This is a genomic window from Pseudoalteromonas sp. BSi20495, from assembly GCF_000241185.1.
Lineage (GTDB): Bacteria > Pseudomonadota > Gammaproteobacteria > Enterobacterales > Alteromonadaceae > Pseudoalteromonas > Pseudoalteromonas fuliginea.
The window spans coordinates 1-17,671 of record NZ_BADY01000189.1 but is presented as its reverse complement, the minus strand read 5'-3'; the positions used below and the strand labels follow the sequence as shown (position 1 = coordinate 17,671).

The 17,671-nt window shown below is 38.7% G+C and carries 18 protein-coding genes; 6 read left to right on the top strand and 12 right to left on the bottom strand.

The genetic code is table 11. The features are described from left to right. Positions 1-148 precede the first annotated feature (148 nt). Entirely contained in the window at positions 149-562 is a 414-nt protein-coding gene (arfB, locus tag P20495_RS00435) for an alternative ribosome rescue aminoacyl-tRNA hydrolase ArfB (protein ID WP_008139454.1), read from the bottom strand. A gap of 227 nt (positions 563-789) precedes the next feature. Here arfB and P20495_RS00440 point away from each other — a divergent pair, with 227 nt between their 5' ends. Then, entirely contained in the window at positions 790-1,359 is a 570-nt protein-coding gene (locus P20495_RS00440; RefSeq protein ID WP_008139453.1) for a hypothetical protein, read from the top strand. Positions 1,360-1,480: 121 nt separating this feature from the next. Beyond that, on the top strand, positions 1,481-1,813 hold the full coding sequence (locus P20495_RS00445) for a hypothetical protein (RefSeq protein WP_008139452.1): 333 nt from the start codon (positions 1,481-1,483) through the stop codon (positions 1,811-1,813). Between the two features lie 58 nt (positions 1,814-1,871). Here the strand turns inward: P20495_RS00445 and P20495_RS00450 are convergent, their stop codons facing one another. The 8 genes from P20495_RS00450 to P20495_RS00485 all read right to left on the bottom strand — a co-directional run bounded on the left by P20495_RS00450 (position 1,872) and on the right by P20495_RS00485 (position 11,381). Beyond that, the gene (locus tag P20495_RS00450; protein ID WP_008139450.1) at positions 1,872-5,060 is read right to left on the bottom strand and encodes an SdrD B-like domain-containing protein; all 3,189 of its coding nucleotides are present in this window, start codon (positions 5,058-5,060) and stop codon (positions 1,872-1,874) included. Positions 5,061-5,063: 3 nt separating this feature from the next. Next, a complete protein-coding gene (locus tag P20495_RS00455; RefSeq protein WP_008139447.1) occupies positions 5,064-5,831 on the bottom strand; it encodes a hypothetical protein in 768 nt (255 codons plus the stop codon). Positions 5,832-5,932: 101 nt separating this feature from the next. Beyond that, positions 5,933-6,442 (bottom strand): hypothetical protein, encoded by a 510-nt coding sequence (locus tag P20495_RS00460; RefSeq protein ID WP_008139445.1) that lies wholly within the window; start codon positions 6,440-6,442, stop codon positions 5,933-5,935. Between the two features lie 325 nt (positions 6,443-6,767). Then, complete coding sequence (locus tag P20495_RS00465; RefSeq protein ID WP_007376705.1) at positions 6,768-7,514, bottom strand: SDR family oxidoreductase; 747 nt, start codon at positions 7,512-7,514, stop codon at positions 6,768-6,770. A 12-nt stretch (positions 7,515-7,526) separates the two neighbouring features. Then, positions 7,527-8,231, bottom strand: coding sequence for a histidine phosphatase family protein (locus P20495_RS00470; RefSeq protein WP_008139438.1), 705 nt, complete (start codon positions 8,229-8,231; stop codon positions 7,527-7,529). Beyond that, positions 8,231-9,304: a phosphotransferase family protein gene (locus P20495_RS00475; protein ID WP_008139437.1), complete on the bottom strand. Its 1,074-nt coding sequence runs from the start codon at positions 9,302-9,304 to the stop codon at positions 8,231-8,233. Before P20495_RS00475 ends, P20495_RS00470 begins: the two co-directional genes overlap by 1 nt. Positions 9,305-9,317: 13 nt before the next feature. Then, positions 9,318-10,151 (bottom strand): SDR family oxidoreductase, encoded by an 834-nt coding sequence (locus P20495_RS00480; protein WP_008139434.1) that lies wholly within the window; start codon positions 10,149-10,151, stop codon positions 9,318-9,320. 9 nt (positions 10,152-10,160) lie between these two features. Further along, entirely contained in the window at positions 10,161-11,381 is a 1,221-nt protein-coding gene (locus P20495_RS00485) for an acyl-CoA dehydrogenase family protein (protein ID WP_008139433.1), read from the bottom strand. A 121-nt stretch (positions 11,382-11,502) separates the two neighbouring features. On the opposite strand from P20495_RS00485, the gene P20495_RS00490 reads away from it, so the two are divergent. Continuing rightward, positions 11,503-12,411 carry a LysR family transcriptional regulator gene (locus P20495_RS00490; RefSeq protein WP_008139431.1) on the top strand — a complete coding sequence of 303 codons (909 nt, stop codon included), beginning with the start codon at positions 11,503-11,505 and terminating at the stop codon, positions 12,409-12,411. A 399-nt stretch (positions 12,412-12,810) separates the two neighbouring features. Here P20495_RS00490 and P20495_RS00495 read toward each other — a convergent pair whose 3' ends face one another. From P20495_RS00495 to P20495_RS00505, 3 genes are all read right to left on the bottom strand, one after another. Beyond that, a complete protein-coding gene (locus P20495_RS00495; protein ID WP_008139429.1) occupies positions 12,811-13,677 on the bottom strand; it encodes a bile acid:sodium symporter family protein in 867 nt (288 codons plus the stop codon). Between the two features lie 95 nt (positions 13,678-13,772). Next, positions 13,773-14,354, bottom strand: coding sequence for a uracil-DNA glycosylase family protein (locus P20495_RS00500; protein ID WP_008139428.1), 582 nt, complete (start codon positions 14,352-14,354; stop codon positions 13,773-13,775). A gap of 150 nt (positions 14,355-14,504) precedes the next feature. After that, complete coding sequence (locus tag P20495_RS00505) at positions 14,505-14,861, bottom strand: VOC family protein (protein WP_008139426.1); 357 nt, start codon at positions 14,859-14,861, stop codon at positions 14,505-14,507. A 346-nt stretch (positions 14,862-15,207) separates the two neighbouring features. On the opposite strand from P20495_RS00505, the gene P20495_RS00510 reads away from it, so the two are divergent. The 3 genes from P20495_RS00510 to P20495_RS00520 are packed head-to-tail and all read left to right on the top strand — an operon-like array spanning position 15,208 to position 17,494. Next, a complete protein-coding gene (locus P20495_RS00510) occupies positions 15,208-15,564 on the top strand; it encodes a hypothetical protein (RefSeq protein ID WP_007376696.1) in 357 nt (118 codons plus the stop codon). Beyond that, positions 15,561-17,162: a PepSY domain-containing protein gene (locus P20495_RS00515; protein ID WP_008139423.1), complete on the top strand. Its 1,602-nt coding sequence runs from the start codon at positions 15,561-15,563 to the stop codon at positions 17,160-17,162. Before P20495_RS00510 ends, P20495_RS00515 begins: the two co-directional genes overlap by 4 nt. Further along, positions 17,159-17,494, top strand: coding sequence for a DUF3325 domain-containing protein (locus tag P20495_RS00520; RefSeq protein WP_008139420.1), 336 nt, complete (start codon positions 17,159-17,161; stop codon positions 17,492-17,494). The genes P20495_RS00515 and P20495_RS00520 overlap by 4 nt, the downstream gene beginning before the upstream one ends. Positions 17,495-17,671: the final 177 nt, after the last annotated feature.

The window sequence follows — 17,671 nt, the reverse complement described above, 5'->3', positions numbered from 1 at the left end:
ACACGCCAGCGAGCTGTGCGTCTACCAGTTAACAAGGTTGCACATTTTGTAGACGTAGAGCTTGCTCACGTGAGAAGCAAGGCTTCTAATTATTAAGTTATTTTAAAAACTACGTTTTTATACGCAAGCAAGCTTGCGCGCCTAGCAGTTAAATTTTCACACTGCTACGCAATGCTTTGTTTTGGCCGTGCTTGGTTTTTTTATCCATGCGTTTGCGCTGAGAATTTCTACTTGGCTTGGTGGCTCTTCGAGCCTTGTTCACCACGGTTGCACTTAAAATAAGATCTTTTAAACGCTTAAGTGCATCATCTCTGTTCAATTCTTGGGTTCGGTGGCTTTGGGCTTTAATTATTAAAACGCCATCTTTAGTGATTCTAGAATCTTTTAAAGCGAGTAAGCGTTCTTTGTAAAAGTCAGGTAATTTAGAGCGGTTAATGTCAAAACGTAAGTGTATAGCACTTGCTACTTTGTTAACATTTTGACCACCGGCACCTTGAGAGCGAATAGCTGTAAGCTCTAGTTCCCACTCATCAATTGTGACTGTATTTGAAATTGTTAACATTGTGTTCAGCTCTCGTTGTCAAAAATGCATTATATCATTTGTACATTGACTTAGGGTGAATCAACTAAAATCGTAGTACTTTAGGTCAACTCCCATGAATTGTACTGTAAAATTCGCCAATACATTATTATGTATTGGCATATGCAATTATTTAGTTTCTAATTGCACTGCCCTATCTATTTAGGGCTTCATATAATAATAGCTCCACGATAATAGGAAATGCCTGCATGAAAAAAATACTCGTATCACTTAGTTTGTTAGCAATGAGCTTCTCTGGTGTTGCAAAAGATATCACTGAAGGTGATTTACAAAGCTACATGAAAGCACTACCAGCGGTAACAAGTTGGGCGAGCGCTCAAGATTCTCTAAAAGGGCTGGACCTAGGAAGCATGTTAGGTGCGTCGGCTGACCAAACAACATCAGAGCAAGGCTCGCTAGCTAACAGCGCGCTTAGCATGATTAAAGAGCAAGACTTATACAAAAGTTTTGAAGGCGTAACGAGTCGTTACGGTTTTACTCCAGAGCAGTTAATTACTGTCGGTTCTGAAGTGTCTATGGCTTACATCGAAAACCTTAAATCTGGCTTATCTACTGAAAATAAAGAAACAGCAGATAAACTAATGGGTGGTTTTCAAAGTATGAAAAGTGTTAAAGACAAAGGCGCTAGCTCGCTAATGGGCTCATTAGGTAATGCATCAAGTACCGCTAAATCAAGTGAGCCAGTCGTTAGCGAAAGTAACCTTGAGCTTGTGAGTGAGTACATGCCACAACTTAAAAAGCTTTTTGCACTTCTATAAGTTTTGTTTTATAAAAAGGTGGCTTTTGCCACCTTTTTTAATGCCTAAAATAATTTATAAACAGATGCATAAAGTTTATTTACTTCTACAATTTAATTATCTGTATTTTTAGGTGTAATGTATGAAGCAATGGCATGTGGTTATTGGTTTATTCTTTATTTTTACTGTGTATTTTTCGGTATCCACGTACGCAAAATCAACCCAAGCTTTTAGTGCTGGAGTTATTGCTCAGGAGCAAATATTTCCAATAAAAGTATTGCAGCTTGGTAATTATGCGCGTTGTGCTGTTGTTTCTGCACAAAAAGAAGATGCATTTTATTCTGCTTGTTATATAAAAAAACAGTCTCAATCCAATTGGATTGCAGAATCGGCGGGTGCACGCTGCGAAATAAGGTGTATAACGCATCTTGACAAAAATGGCCTCTCACAAACGACATACTTTACAGCTCAATAATACTAATTTTAATTAATACATGAGTATTTTAAGCGCCAAATAACTCATTAATTTAAGGCTATTTGTATAAGTCGCTCCAGGATTTTTTTATTGGTGTAGAGCCTTCGTTTATTTGCCGACTAGTTAAAGCGCTACATGCGCTCTGTGGTTGCTCAATATGTGGGCCTGAGAGTAATAAAAAATATTTTTTACCATTAATATTTCTGTTGATAGTGAACAGTGGAAAATCAGCTTTTATCAATTGAGGTTTTATTGTTTTTTTAGAGGTATACGCGGCATATTGACAATAATAGAGCTCTTTCGTATCACTTTTTTGCTCTCCCCATGCGTGCATTAGTTGCCAATCTGTAGATGTATAACGTCTAGCGTCGACCATAAAGCTGCCATGTAATGCAGGCGTTGAGTAGACATCGTTAATTGTTGTTTGCGCGTCTTGGGCGTTTGCATAAGGGCCTGTTACTAAATAGTAACTGTTGCGGGTTTGATGTTTATATAATTTTAAAGGATGCGCTTTTGAGTCAATTTCCTTTGCTACTATTACTGCCGATTCAAATTTTTTAAATACACCAAGCTGAACAAAAAAAGACTTTTCTGATGGCTTATCAACTAACTCTATTGAGTCTATTGTATTGTTTTTAGGTTGTAGAACGATATCTTTTAGAATAATAGTATCACCTGTTTTTGAGGTAACAACGCGCTCTGGTAAGTTTTTAGTAACGAGGCTTTTTATATTTAATGTATTTGCTTCAACTTCAATTTTGTAGTTTCCTTGACTCACATTAGAAAAATAATAATACCCGTCGTACTCGGTAGTTGTTGTGTATTCTTTGTCGCCATTAATTTGCTTTAAAAAAACGGTTACGCCTGAAACAGGTTTACTTTTATCGTTATTTTCAAAATAAACAGTCCCTTCTACTTCATTAAAAATAACCATTGGTACATCAACTTTAGTCTGACCTCCTCGGTGAGCGTAGGTTTTTATTTTTCCAAGTACAGGTTGCAAATATGGATTAGGTAAAGTGCGTAAATCGACCTCTAAAATTTGCCCGCCGTGACTACTTGGCAGTAGCGCTTTACCTGTATTGTTAGTGAATTTATTTCGCCATAAATAATTACCGGTAAAGCGAACGTCTTCTAATGCTTCATCACCTTGATCAAATACTCGATTTTCGTTCCAGTCAATAAAAGCAGATGCTTCAAGCTGTCCGCCGCTAAGAGCTCGTGGGGTGTCAAATATCATATCTAACTCAAGATGATCAAAGCTAAATGTGCCGTTTAAACCTAATGACACGCGCCAATCACCACGACTATCGTATTGGCCTGAGACTTGAACATTAAAAATATCATAGCGATAAGTATACTGATGGCTTAGTTGCGCGGTCGCTGATGAATCAGGGTTATACGATAACTGGGTTTGGTTAAAGGTCTGTTGTGTTTGCGGCCAACGTAAATTACTACGCAGGCTAACAAGCTTTCCCCCATTTATAGGCAGCCAATCGAGTGTATTTGTCCACTTCCAAGAAGCGATATCAATAGATGAATAAAGTTGATTGGTTAATTCATCTTCTTGTTCATCATAAAAAAGGCGTCCAGCCCATGTACCACCAATGTGATTTTTATTGATACCTAATGAAAATGTATTGTTGTTTGATTTATTTTCACGATTTTCGTTAAGCCATTTCATATTCCAGTTTAAAGAGTCAAACGAATCAGAACGACCATTTAAACTAATTGATAATTTATTTTTAAGCACATTATTTTGTGGTAAAAACAATGCGCTCGAGAAATCATCTAAGGCGGTATATTCTAAATTGACGTTTACGTCGTTATAAAAATCATTAGAGAACAAGCCCCTAAAGCCTGCATAATAAGCGCTGCCAGCATTGAGTTGTTTGCTAGATAAAAATCGATAGCTGCCATGCTCCGTAAGTATATTTAATCCTGATGATATATAGCGAGAGCGCTCATCAGATGCTAGTTGAGTGATTTGTGCATCATAGGTTAAATTTTCACTTATCCCATATGAAACACTGGCTTTAAATGTGTCACTAAATGTATTTTGAGTATTTTGGTTGTTATCAAATACGCTTTTATCTGTTTCAATTAACTCAACTTGATAGCTTATTTTCCCTGGTGATAGGGCATCCTGCCCTATCGTGTATTTTTGAGTGCGTGTAATTTGCTCACCTTGGGGGCCAAAAAGCTTTATTTCAAAAATATTATTGCCATAAAATGTTTCTATATCGATAAACTTAACTAAATTATCGTCATTTGCTTGTGTGGTCGCTAAAAATTGCCCATTGCGATATAGCTCAGCTTGCCAACCGGGTAAAGCGGGTTCTTCAATGGTTATTGACGAAAAATTTTGTGCTGAGCGTGGATCGGCATTCGAGATATAAATACCTCTGCCTTGGCTTGAAGCTGTCGTCAGCTGATCTGATTGAGATTGAATATCACCCAATTGATAATGAATGCGAGCTAATGAATGATCTTGCTCGGTCAAACTAAAATCTTTGCTAATTTTAAAAAATGTATTGTCGCTATTTTCATTTTTGTTAAACCGAACTTCTGCTCTATGGTGAAATAAATCAAAATAGCTGTTGAGTCTAATTAAGCCTTTATAACGTGCTTGTTTAGATGTGGCAGTTGATGAAATTGTATACTCAGAAATTGGGTAGGTAAGTAGACGATATTGATCTTCTATAAAGTGATCATATTGTGGGGCAATAGCTTGCTTATGCGTGATTGACGTGTTTTTTTTATCATTTGTGGTGCTTAATAAATTACTCATAAAGGAGACTTGCATGAGTGAGTAATCAAATGTTGAGTCGGTTTCTAAAAGCGTATTAATAACGGATAAGTCTACGTAATGATCGTAATCGTCTTTTGCCCAAAAAGATGCCGTTGGTGTTACCGACTGAGCTGCCAATAACGTTGTACTTAGTGCAAGCTTCGTTGAATCAACGGTTGCAGTTAAACTCCCTTCGGTAATACTAAAGTTAATCCCCATCGTTGATTTAAGAACACTGATTGGTAGTAACAGCTTATTTGATTGCGTGTAGTAAGCTTCTAAGTCGGATACCACTGAACGGCCATTTACTTTTACATTTACGATCACGAACGCCTCTTCATCAATAGTCCATTGATGAAGAGGCGTTAGCTCATTAGCGACTAATGTTTGAGGCACAATAACAATGAGCAACAAACTAATTAAAGCGCCATAACGCAATGCGTTTAGCTTAAACACGTGTTATTGAATATTAACGGGTATTGCTAACTCAATATTGCCACCATATTGGGGATTTTCTTTGTATTTAAGTGTAAGCGGACCGACAACGGGCTGTTGCAACGAAATATAGACTTTACGACGCGATAAAGGCGTATAAACGGCTACGTTTGTTACTTCCCCAACAGATAAGTTATTACTGTCTAGCAGTTCAAAATTACCATATAACGAACGATTTCCCGTTAGCGTTTGCCAAAACGTAACGGTTGGTCGACCATTTTGGCTAATTAGTTGCGGGTTGATTAGTTGCGAATCAGCTTCTAACTGCCCATGGCGCACAATTACCGGAACGCTGTAAGATATTTTAGGGCGTATGGTTATTCCTTCTGCATTAGGGGCTGGTGCTTCTGACGCAACTATTTTAAGTACCGCTCTGTATTCTCCTGCGGGTAATTCTGCTTTTTTTCGTACCGTCATTCTTATAGCTTGCATGCCTTTTGGCGCTATAGAACCACGGCGTGGAGAAAAGCGTAACATGCCAGCAGCAGAACGACCCTCTACTTGCTTAGGTGTTGCATCTATTAGTGACCCTTCTTCGGTCATGTCTTTGTGCGTGATACTAAGTTTAAAGTCGAGGTTTTTATCAGATGTATTTCTGATCATTAATGAATTATTTTTAGTTCGTCCATCAAAATATAAACGATATTCAGATAGAGAAAGATTAGCACTGCAAATTTGAGGTAATAGAAGAGTCAGGCAAAGCGTTGCCCAGCGAAAAAATTTAAAACTCATGAGACAACTCAACAACATGATAAAGCAAAAATGTGGAGCATTAAGCTCCACACAATTTATATTATTAGTAGCCTAGGGCTATAATAATATAAGAAATAATATTACTGAAAAGATACATCGACAGTGTAGTCTACTTCATAAGCAGCGCCAGCAGTAAGATCGGCAGCTACTGTCATATCACCATAAACACCGATTACGATATCAGTTGCGCTTGCATCAGTTGTAAATGCAGAAGCAACAGTATCAGCCGTTGTTACAGTTGAAGTACCATCAGTGGCAGTCGTTACTGGAGCGAAAGTAAGGTTGGCACTTGTACTGCCTGATACAGTGATGTTCATTGCTGAATTTGGAGCCAAACCTGAAACAGTTACGCCACCTAATTGAATGTTTGCGTCTGAAGCATCACAATCGCCCGTTACTGCGCCAGCATTATCCATTGTACAAGTAGAACCTGTAGCTAAACGAATTTTACCAAAATGTACTTTGTTATTTTCTAAAAAAGTTGGTTCGCTCCAACCATTTACACTTGCTTGTAATGTTTCGCTAGATGCAAGTAAAGAAGTCGAAGTCATAGCGAGTAAAGCGGTTGCTGCAAAAATTTTTTTATTCATAATTTTTCCGTGTTTAAATAATTATTATTGTATTACGTCCTTGTTTAATCTCATTTTCTAAGAGCTCGTAATCCATTGGCGCCAATTTAAACACAGGAAGTGCATTTTTTAAATGTTTTATTAACAAATGCAACTTTAAGGATAATAAATAAGAAAAAATCATTAGCAATAAAAGTTGGTTAATTTATTTATGGTTGTTTTTAAAGCAAAAAAAGTATGTTTTTATTGCAGGTGTAAGGCAAGAGGATTTCTTTTTGTTAATATATTGCTAGGTTATTTGCAATGATAAACTTAAGCCCACAACAATTTTGGGGCGTGAGTTTATTTAAGACATTTTACGAAGTGTAGTCAGCGGGGCTATACGTAAAATCCAATGTAAAAATGCCCATGGCCATGTTGGTATAAAGCTGTTGGCTTTTTCTTTATTTATAGCTGTTACAAGTGCTCTACAGCCTGTTTCAGTATCGACAATAAAGGGCACTGTTTTTACTTTTTCGTTTATTTCACTTCTAATAAAACCGGGGTGCACACAACTTACCTTTATTGGTGTATTTATTACGTCTATGCGAATGCCTTCGCTCAGTGATGTTATTGCAGCTTTGGTCGCTGCATATACCGTCATAGCGCGTCTAAAACCACGCACTGCACTAATTGACGAAATAGTCACTAAGTGCCCGTGGTTTTGCGCTCTAAAAATCTCCATTGCAGCTTCGGCCTGCGCCAGTGCTGCTACAAAGTTGGTCTCAGCGGTTTGTTTATTGGCAGTAAAATAGCCTGTACCAATAGATGCGCCCTTGCCCATTCCTGCATTTATAATGATGCGGTCAAGCCCGTTAAACTCTTCATTAAAGGCTTTAAACACGCAAAACACTTGCTCGTGGTTGTTTACATCAAGCACTTTGATGCTGACGGTAATGTTAGGATTTACTTGCTCAAGTTCGGCTTTTAACAGCTCTAATAATTCATATCGGCGAGCGCATAGAGCAAGGTTACAGCCTTTTTTAGCAAACTCTTGTGCCATGCCTTTTCCTAAGCCGGAACTTGCACCTGTTATTAGTATATTTTTGCGCATTATATTTGCTCCTTAGGTATAGGTAATTAATTTTTGTTGTGGGTATTGCTCTAAAAAGTGATGCTCGTTTAAGCTGCTTATACCTAATTTACGGCTTGATCCTCTGCCTCGCGCCACAACTTTAGTAACACCTGCGTTAACTAAACCCCAATTAATATCAATAAAGCGCTCAAGCTTTAATCCCATTAAATGACTGGTAATAATACTAATAGGCCCGCCTGAAGTATAAATAATGACTTTTTTACCATCATGTTCTTTGGCTATTTTTTCAAGCGCACCCAATACTCGAGCACAAAAAGCATTAAAACACTCTTTATAGAGCGTGCTGTCAGGATTAAGCATCCACTGCTCTATGGCATTAATAAATACTGTTTTAAAATACTCCATTGGATCGATTTGCTTACTAAGCACGGCATGTACTTGGCTTGGAGTGGTAAGCTCAGGATTAGAAACCGCTAAAATATGCTCGTGGTCGTACTCATTTAAGCGCGCATCATTAATTACAGCGGACGTATTATTAAGTGAAGCTAAACTGAGTTCTGCGGTTTGATTGTGGCGCTGCATAGTGCCTGTAATTACTACATCGGGTATGAGTTGTTTTTGCGCTAAATACTCGCCCACTAATGTAGCTTGTTGTTGCCCTTTTACCGAAAGGTTATCGTAATCATCTGCGCCAAAGCTTGCCTGCCCATGGCGTACTAAATATAAAATACACATTAGGCGTTTCCTTGATTGTTAATGGCTTTTTTACAGCGCCATAAAAGGTAATGCACAAATACCCAAAAGTTTTTAAATGCGGGATTTGTTGTTTGCCCATGATGATAACGATAATAAATTTGCTGAACTATGCCTGCTAATCTAAACAAGCCATACACTTCGTAAAAAGTGAAATCGTCGACTGTAATATTCATTTTTTTACAGTAATAAGCCACAACTTCTTTTCGTGTCAGCATGCCTTTTAAATGTGTTGGTTGTCGGCGTGTAGCTTGCGCTAAAAAGTCATCCTCAGGCTCTACCCAATACGCGAGTGTGTTACCCAAATCCATTAATGGATCGCCAAGCGTGGCGAGTTCCCAATCTAAAATACCCCGCACTTTAGTGTAGTCGTTGACATCAAGCACAACGTTATCAAATCTAAAATCGTTATGAGTAATACAAATATGCTCAGTGGCAGGCATATTATTATGAAGCCACTTAATGATTTTTTTACCACTGGGGACATTCCATGTTTTTGCTTTGATAAAGCGCTCACTCCAACCGCTAATTTGGCGTTGTGTATACCCTTCGCCTTTACCTAAGTGACTTAAATTAGCGTGTTTGTAATCAACTTTGTGTAGTTCTACTAAGCAGTCGAGTACATTTTCGCAAAGTTGTTTTGTGCGCTCAGGTGTTGTAGTTAGTTCGCGCGGGAAATTTCTACGCGCAATAATGCCGGTTAGCTTTTCCATTACATAAAAGTCGGTGCCGAGTATGCGCTTATCTTCGCAAAATACTTTCATTGTTGGCACGTAGCTGTAAACCGGTTTTAGTGCTTGTTGTAGTTTAAACTCGCGGCCCATATTGTGAGCGCCTTTGGCTTTAGTGCCTTTTGGGGCACGGCGTAAAATAAGCGACTGCTCTGGGTAGTCAAGGCTGTAGGTCCAATTTGACGCGCCACCGGCATATTGCGTAACACTTGGCTCACCGCTTAAATTACTCATGTGCAGCTTAAGCCAGACATTTACTTTTTGTATATCGAGCTCTTCGCCTTGGCGTACGCTTTTGGCTTGATCTAATAATTGTGTGTTCATCGTTGGCCTTTTATTATTTTGATTTTAAGCGCTGCATAGAACGTGTTTTTTTCAGCATGTTTTTAATGTAGCACTCAACAGGTAAGAGCTTTTTCATTAAAAACGCCTGTTTACCTAATTTATGGGTCAAAATTAAAAATGGCCGTTTGAGTGATTGCGTGTAAATAATATCAGCCACTTGCTGGGCATTAATTGGGGAGCGTTCAAACGCATGGTTAAGCATGGTTCGCATAGCAGGCTCGCTTGTGCGCATTGATTCGTTTAAGTTGGTTTTAAAAAAGCTGGGGCACACAACGCTCACATCAATGTTGTCGTGAACTAATTCAAGCTTTAAGGTTTCGCTAAAGCTAACCACGGCAGCTTTTACTGCATTGTAACTACTCATAAACGGAATAGGCGTAAGACCAGCCTGTGAGGCAATGTTAATAAAGTAACCTTTACCTTGTTGTTTAAATACGGGATAAAAGGTTTTACAAACACGCACCACCGAAAGCAGATTAATATCCATTATCCACTGCCATTGCTCAATTGTCTCGCCCTCAAGTGAACCGCCGGTAGCAACGCCGGTAGCAACGCCGGCGTTATTAATAACGATATCTACGCCTTGCCATTTGGTTTGTATTATATCGCGCAAGCTCTCTATATCAGCTTGCTTAGTTATATCGCAGGCGTAATAAAACGCATCGGCTTTTAATGCTTGCAGCTCGGCAATTGTCGCTGCTGCGCGCTCGGCGTTTATATCGGCAATACAAATTTGTAAGTTGGCGCCTAAGTTATTTGCATAACTTAGTGCTAATGCTTTACCAAGCCCTGTTGCTCCACCTGTTATTATGAGTCTTGTTTTCATGTGGTAGCCTTAGCGGTATTTGTTTATTTCGAGGCGAGAAACCATACCCATATGTACTTCATCGGGGCCATCAGCAAGGCGTAAAATACGCCCCATTGCATTAAACGATGCGATAGGGAAATCGCTCGACACCCCTGCCCCCCCAAATATTTGCATAGCCATATCAGACACCATTTGCAACATGTTTGGTACCACTACTTTTATGCTCGATATTTCGGTCATGGCGTGTTTAACACCAACGGTGTCTATTTTCCATGCTGCATGTAAAGTAAGTAGCCGAGCTTGATCGATTGCCATACGCGCTTGTGCTACTCGCTCTAAGTTACCACCGAGCTTTATAAGCTGCTTACCAAAAGCACTGCGCGACATACCTCGCTTAATCATCATTTCTAAACAGCGCTCTGCTGCGCCAATAGCGCGCATACAATGATGAATACGCCCAGGCCCTAAACGTCCTTGTGCAATAGCAAAGCCTTTACCTAAGCCTAAAATAAGATTTTTTTTTGGTACGCGTACGTTATTAAATTCCATTTCGCCGTGGCCGTATGGAGGGTCAAAATCACCACAAGCACTTAGCATACGTTTAATATTTACACCCGACGTATTTAGCGGCACAAGTACCATTGAGTGCTGACTGTGTTTATCGTTTTCTGGATTGGAAAGTCCCATAAAAATAGCCACTTGCGCATTAGGGTGGCCAAGTCCTGTAGTCCACCACTTTTTACCATTTAAAATTAGGTCGTCGCCATCAACATCTATTGTTGCTTGCATATTTGTTGCATCTGAGGAAGCTACCTCGGGTTCGGTCATGGCAAATACAGAGCGTATTTCACCGTTTAATAATGGTGTTAGCCATTGATGTTTTTGCTCATCGTTTGCAAAGTGATATAGCACTTCCATATTGCCGGTGTCGGGGGCGTTGCAATTAAAAACGTCTGATGCAAATAAACAATGCCCCATTTGCTCTGCAATGGGAGCATATTCAAGGCAACTCAAACCTTGTGCTAACGTGCTATCGGGTAAAAATAAATTCCAAAGCCCAGCTTGTTTTGCTCTTGCTTTTAATAGATCAATCTGAGGTGCTAATTGCCAGCTTGTCCAATCGTTTGTGCTATTTTTTGCGTGGTTGTGCGCAACGACTGTTTGCTCAACAGGGAGTACGTGATCTTGCATAAATGCTTTAACACGATTTAAGTAATCTTGGCTCTTTTGGCTTGGCTCAAAGTTCATACGGTTGCTCTGTTTATTTAAAACCTAAATCCAGCATAAAACATTCGATCCAATGAATTAAATGAAATATATTACCAATCAAATGTGAATTATATTCATAAGTTAAAGGGCGTAAACTCGAATGATAGAAGCTAAAAATATTCAGCAGCTCGATTTAAATCTTCTTAAAATATTTGAGAGTTTGTACTTTGAGAAAAACATGAGCGAAACAGCCAAGGTTTTATATATAACCCCTTCAGCGGTAAGCCATGCGATTAAACGTCTGCGCAGCGTATTGAACGATCCTTTATTTGAACGCCAAGGGCAATTAATGCTGCCAACACCTGCGTGTCAACGCATGGCGCCTGCGCTAATAGATTTACTCGAAAAGTTACGCCAAGTATTACAAGCGTGTGGTGAGTTTGATTTAGCCACTACCGCTCAAACTTTTAAAATAGCGCTGCACGATGCTATTGAGCCAATAGTATTGCCTAAACTACAACTAATACTTGCTGAACACGCGCCAAAGGCAACGCTTGCCAGCGTAAAATTGAACCGTGATGATATGCACAAACAATTGGCTAATCATCAAATTGATATAGCAATAGATGTAGCCAGAGCAATTAAATCACCTATTAGCCATGCCGTACTTTCGAGCGATCACTTTTGTGTATTAATGAAAAAAGATCACTCACTTAAAAATCAATTAAATATAGATAATTACTTAACGGCCAAACATGTAGCTGTATCTAACAGAGCAACGGGTACGGTTATTGAGGATATAGCATTATTACAGTTAAGCTTAAATCGTGAGGTTGCTATACGTTGTCAAACGTATTTTTCAGCAAAAGAGGTAATAAAAAATTCACCATTTTTACTCACTTTGCCCTCCATGGTGGCAAGTCAGCTACTTGATGAAACTTTAATTGCGCGTCCAGTACCAACTACCATGCCTACTATTTATCAGCACTTATATTGGCACCAAAATACAGATAAAGACGATGCATTAATATGGCTACGCAGCCAAGTAGAAAGTATATTTAAGCGTTAAGTACAGCTTATAACGACACTTAAAAATCATTCTCAAGTGGATTTGTTTTAAGTCTACAGCAAAGTCTAATAATGAATTTATATTTGTAGATGTCTAGGGCATGTTTACACTAATCTGCTTATATAGGCAATAATGCAACATAAATGTCAAATATGCGGCTGCTCTTTGGGAGCGTCCTTGGGGGCGACCTGTTGCCTATATGGATGTTGTAAAGGATATGATCATGACGCAGGAGCAGTTACCGAGTCTCGTGATTAAATAATCCCTAGATAGAGTAAACTTTGATCCGCAAAGGTTAACAGGTCCAAGCTTGGAGAGTGAAATGTGTCCGTGTAAAGTAAATTCTAAGAATAAACAGAGCTTACACAAGCAATAATAAGCCCTGCTTTTTAGCTATAACTACATTGTGCGTTTGTTTTTAAGCTTTAATCCGCCAATTAACAGCAGCGGCCCTATAAACATTGCCAGGCCATAAATACCGCCAGTAACTGCGTATTCTGGTTTATTTAAAAAACTAATCGCAATTAAAATAGCCAGTGATGCATTTTGAATCCCAACCTCAATAGAAAGCGTTAGTGAATCGGTTAAATTTAATTTTGAACACTTAGCAATTAACCAACCTACAATCATCGAGCCTATATTCAGTGCTATACATGCCCAAAATACATCGTTAAATGAGCTAACTAATAAAGCGCGCTCTTTTATTACCAATGCGGCAATCATAATGAGCATAAAAAACAATGAAAAGCGTCTAAAAAACGGTTCTGTTTTAATAGCAAAATCATTTTTAAAATGGCGTAACCAAATACCTACAGCAACAGGCACTAAGGTAATAAAAAACAACCCAAGTGATGTCGTCAAAATAGAAAAACTAGCGTTATCTGCTGGCGCAAACTGGCTCATAGCAAAGCCGATAATAAACGGTGTTGTTATTATACTAATAGCGGTGGAAGCGGCTGTTAAGCTTACCGAAAGTGCTAAGTTAGCTTTAGCGAGCTGGCTTACTACATTTGACATGGTGCCGCCGGGACAAGCGGCTAATATCATTAAACCAATGGCTATAGGTGTTGATAAGTTAAGTAAATAGCATAGGCCTAATGCCAATAAAGGCATTGCTACAAGTTGGCCAATTAAACCCATAACGATGGCGAGTGGGCTTTTAAATAACCGGGTAAAGTCGTTTGTAGTGAGCCCAAGTCCCATGCCAAACATAATAAGTGCAAGGGCGAGCGGAAGTATTACTTCAGTTAATATAGATGCATTCAAATTAGGTAACCTCGTTTGTTATTGTTTTTAATTAGAGTGTTAATTTTTAAGTTAACTGTAACGCCCCTTTACAATAAATCCTAATGCTAGAAGTGTTACTTATTTAAAATAGTCGCAATTCGTTTACCCAGTTCTGGAAGTACATCTTGTTCAAACCACGGGTTTTTTTTAAGCCATATATTATTGCGCGGACTGGGATGGGGAAGCACTAAATAGTTTGGCCAATACTCACGCCACGATTTTACTAACTCCGTGAGTGGCATTTTTTTAGTGTCCGGTAAGTGATATGCCTGTGCGTATTTACCAAGCACTATTGTCAGCTCAATATTTGGTAGGGCAGCCAATAATTGCTCGCGCCATGTAGGTGCGCATTCTTTTCGAGGTGGTAAATCACCCGACTTCCCCCTACCAGGATAACAAAAGCCCATAGGTAAAATGGCTATATTATTGGCATCGTAAAATTCATCTCTTGTTAGCCCAAGCCATTCTCGTAGGCGGTTGCCGCTTGCATCGTTAAACGGCACACCTGTTTCGTGAACTTTGATTCCAGGTGCTTGGCCTGCAATTAAAATACGTGCGTTTGGGTTAAATTGTATAACAGGGCGAGCCCCTAAAGATAAATGAGGTTCACAGATCACGCATTTACTAACTTGGTCTATCAATTGGTGACTATTCATGTTTATTTGGCCTTAAATGCTTAATTTTCATCCTAAATGGCCATTTAGAACAAATGAGTTGGTAAAATATCGGTTTATTTTAATTAAAACGAGCGTTAGTTAGTAAAATCGTGATCTTTAAGCTCATTCGCTCTACAGGCCCTTTAAAACCTAATGTTTCTCTGCCCATACAGCAAATTCATTGCCGCTCGGCTCTGCAAAATGAAACCGGCAACCACCCGGAAATTCAAAAATAGGTTTTAATATTGTGCCACCATGGAGTTGTACTTTTTTATACGTGGCGTGAATGTCGTTACTATAAAAAACCAATAGCGCAGCACCGTTTTGAGTTAGCGATTTAAGCGGCGCATTAAAAAAGCCACCATCAAGCCCTTGGCCACTAAACGCCATGTATTCGGGGCCGTAGTCTGTAAATTGCCAATTAAATACATTGCTAAAAAAGGTTTTAGTAGCAGGTAAATCATAAGCAGGGAACTCGACATAATTTAGTTTTTCGTGATCGCTCATCGTTATTAAAGCTCTTATTAAAGTTTAATAAACAACCTTAAACCTTAGTTAGTTGCTAATCAAATATACTGATGTTATTTGAGATCACTATTTTACTAAGTAGCCTGAATTATTGGATAATAAATCTATCTCAAGCAGTTACTTTCAACGTTAACTGCGGTGAGTTTAAATATCATTATGGTTCAATATGTTAAAAAATTACTTTATCAGAGAGCAGGTGAGTAATAAATTTTTTGGTTGGATAAACTTAAATATCACGAATGATAATAACTATCTTTTGTATTTGTAGGCTATATAATAATGCTTTATTTTTTCACCCGCTGTATTTATAAGAGATTAATTCATTATGCAGGCACACCCTCTGAGTGCGCAGCCCACTAAACTACGCGTTATTGAGTTGTTATCGCAATTTTTTAAACTATCACCTATTTTTAGCTATCGTTTTTCAGTGTTTTTACGCTTTTTAATTGCCATTGTTGGCGGCTATTCTTTTACGGCTGCGAGTACCGCTTTGCTGAGTTTTTTATTACCGCTGACCAAATCAGATGCGGTACTGCTGTGTGTATCATTAAGTATTCTAATTTATGCATTAGTTTTTATTTATGCGTTTTATATTAAATCATTAAAAACAGTTTGGATCAGTATTTTACTAACGACTAGTGCGCAAATTTGTTTATTAGCTGTATTGAAGGGTTGGCTATGAAAGACAGTTTTTTCCGCTCAATGACCTGGCTACATACGTGGGTAGGGTTACTCGTTTGTTGGTTATTATATTTAATATTTTTTGCAGGGACTCTTAGCTTCTTTAGAGACGAAATAACGTTGTGGAATCAACCAGCCATACATAATGTGCAAGCCCAAACACAGCGTATAGAAGCGCAAAAACAACAAATAATTACCGGATTTGATTACTTAGCTAACCATGGGGCTAACTCATCAAGCTGGCGTATTACATTACCTGAGCCGCGTATTCCTTCTTTAATTTATGGTTATGCAAAGCCAAAAGAACCAGGCCAGCGCCGCAGTAAGTTTAAAAACACGCAGCTTAACCCTAATACCATGCAAGAGCTTGAGCCCTTTGTAGATACTAAAGGTGGTAACTTTTTTTATCGGTTGCACTATGATTTACATTACATGGATGCAATAACAGCACGCTGGATTGTATGCTTTGCTAGCTTTTTTATGCTGATTGCCATTATATCGGGCGTGGTTATTCATAAGCGTATTTTTAAAGATATGTTTAGCTTTAGGCGTAACAAAGGTAGCCGTACGTGGTTAGATGCCCATAACTTAAGCTCTGTGCTTGCTCTTCCTTTTCATTTAATGATTACCTACACTGGCATGATTACGCTCATATTTATGTTGTTTCCCTACCCTGCAAAAGTAACTTACGATAACGGCATGCGTGGCTTTTTTAACGATGTAACCCCTCGCAACACCATGACCGATAAAGCCCAAGGCGAATTGCCAATGGTGCCAATACAACGTATTTTGGATCAGGTTTATACTAAGTGGCCTCATGCAGATATTACTCGCGTACAAGTTAACCAACCAAATATGGCAGCTTCAACAATTACCGTATTGGTAAGTGCAGGTAAAACACTACGTGACCAAGCACCACGCTTAATATTTAGTGGTGCTACAGGGCAAATGGTCGCTAAAACTGATGACGAGCTAACTAGCAGCAAAGCGCTTTACGAATCGCTTAATTCTATCCATACAGGGCGTTTAGCTACGTGGTTGTTGCGCTGGTTATACGTATTAGGCGGTATTGCAGGCTGTGTAATGATTGGCTCTGGCTGTATTATGTGGGCTAAGCGAATTCGCGAGCGAACTAAAAATAACGTTAAGCCTTCGTTTGGTTTAAAACTAGTTGAAGGGTTAAACCTAGCCACTATTATGGGACTTCCACTGGCAACGTGTGCATTTTTTATTGCTAACAGACTACTTAGCCCAACTACCGCAGAGCGCGCCGATAAAGAAATACTCGCGTTCTTTTTAACATGGCTAGCGGTTGCTCTTTTAGCACTTATAAAGCGCGACACACTGCAATGGCGAGTTATGGCAGCTATAAATGCTGTTGCATGTTTAAGCGTACCGGTTATTAATGCACTTACAACTAACAGTAATATAGTTAGCTATTTGATGCACAAACAGTGGGCTTTATTTACTTTTGATGCACTGTTTTTGTTATTTAGTATATTGTTTTTTATACAAACCGAAAAATTACGTACTGCTAAAAGCAACTCAAAAACAATCAGCCCTAGTCAATCTAATAACCTTAAAAGGCAAAAACCATGATTGATTTACTCGGTTTTAGCCTATGCCTGCTCAGTTTTAACTGTTTTGCGCTGGCTAAGTATAATCATTTTAAAGACGTATTTAAAAAACGCCCTACAGAATCCCAACGTAAAAAGCTGTTATTAGCTGCTTGGATCAGTATTTTACTAAGCTTAGTGCTTTGTATAGTTACTCAAGGTGGATATGGAGTATTACTATTTTGCGGGTTTATGAGCTTAAGTGTCTTAGTTATAATGGTTTTTTATAATTTTTTAGTAGGCTACGTAAAATTTTTTAGTGTTTTAAATAGCGTATTAGTTGTACTAAATGGGTTGTTTTTAGCGTTAAACTAGCCTTAGTTAGTAAAAACGTGATCCGTTACTTTCCCATAGATTAGGGCGTGTTGATCTTTGGTGGGTGAATTTGCAGCAGACTGTTTGGTATTTAGGCAAGGCAGAGCCTATGTAGTGTGGTTATCCCCCATAAATAGGCGATAACGCAGCATAAATACCAAACATGCGCTGCCCAAA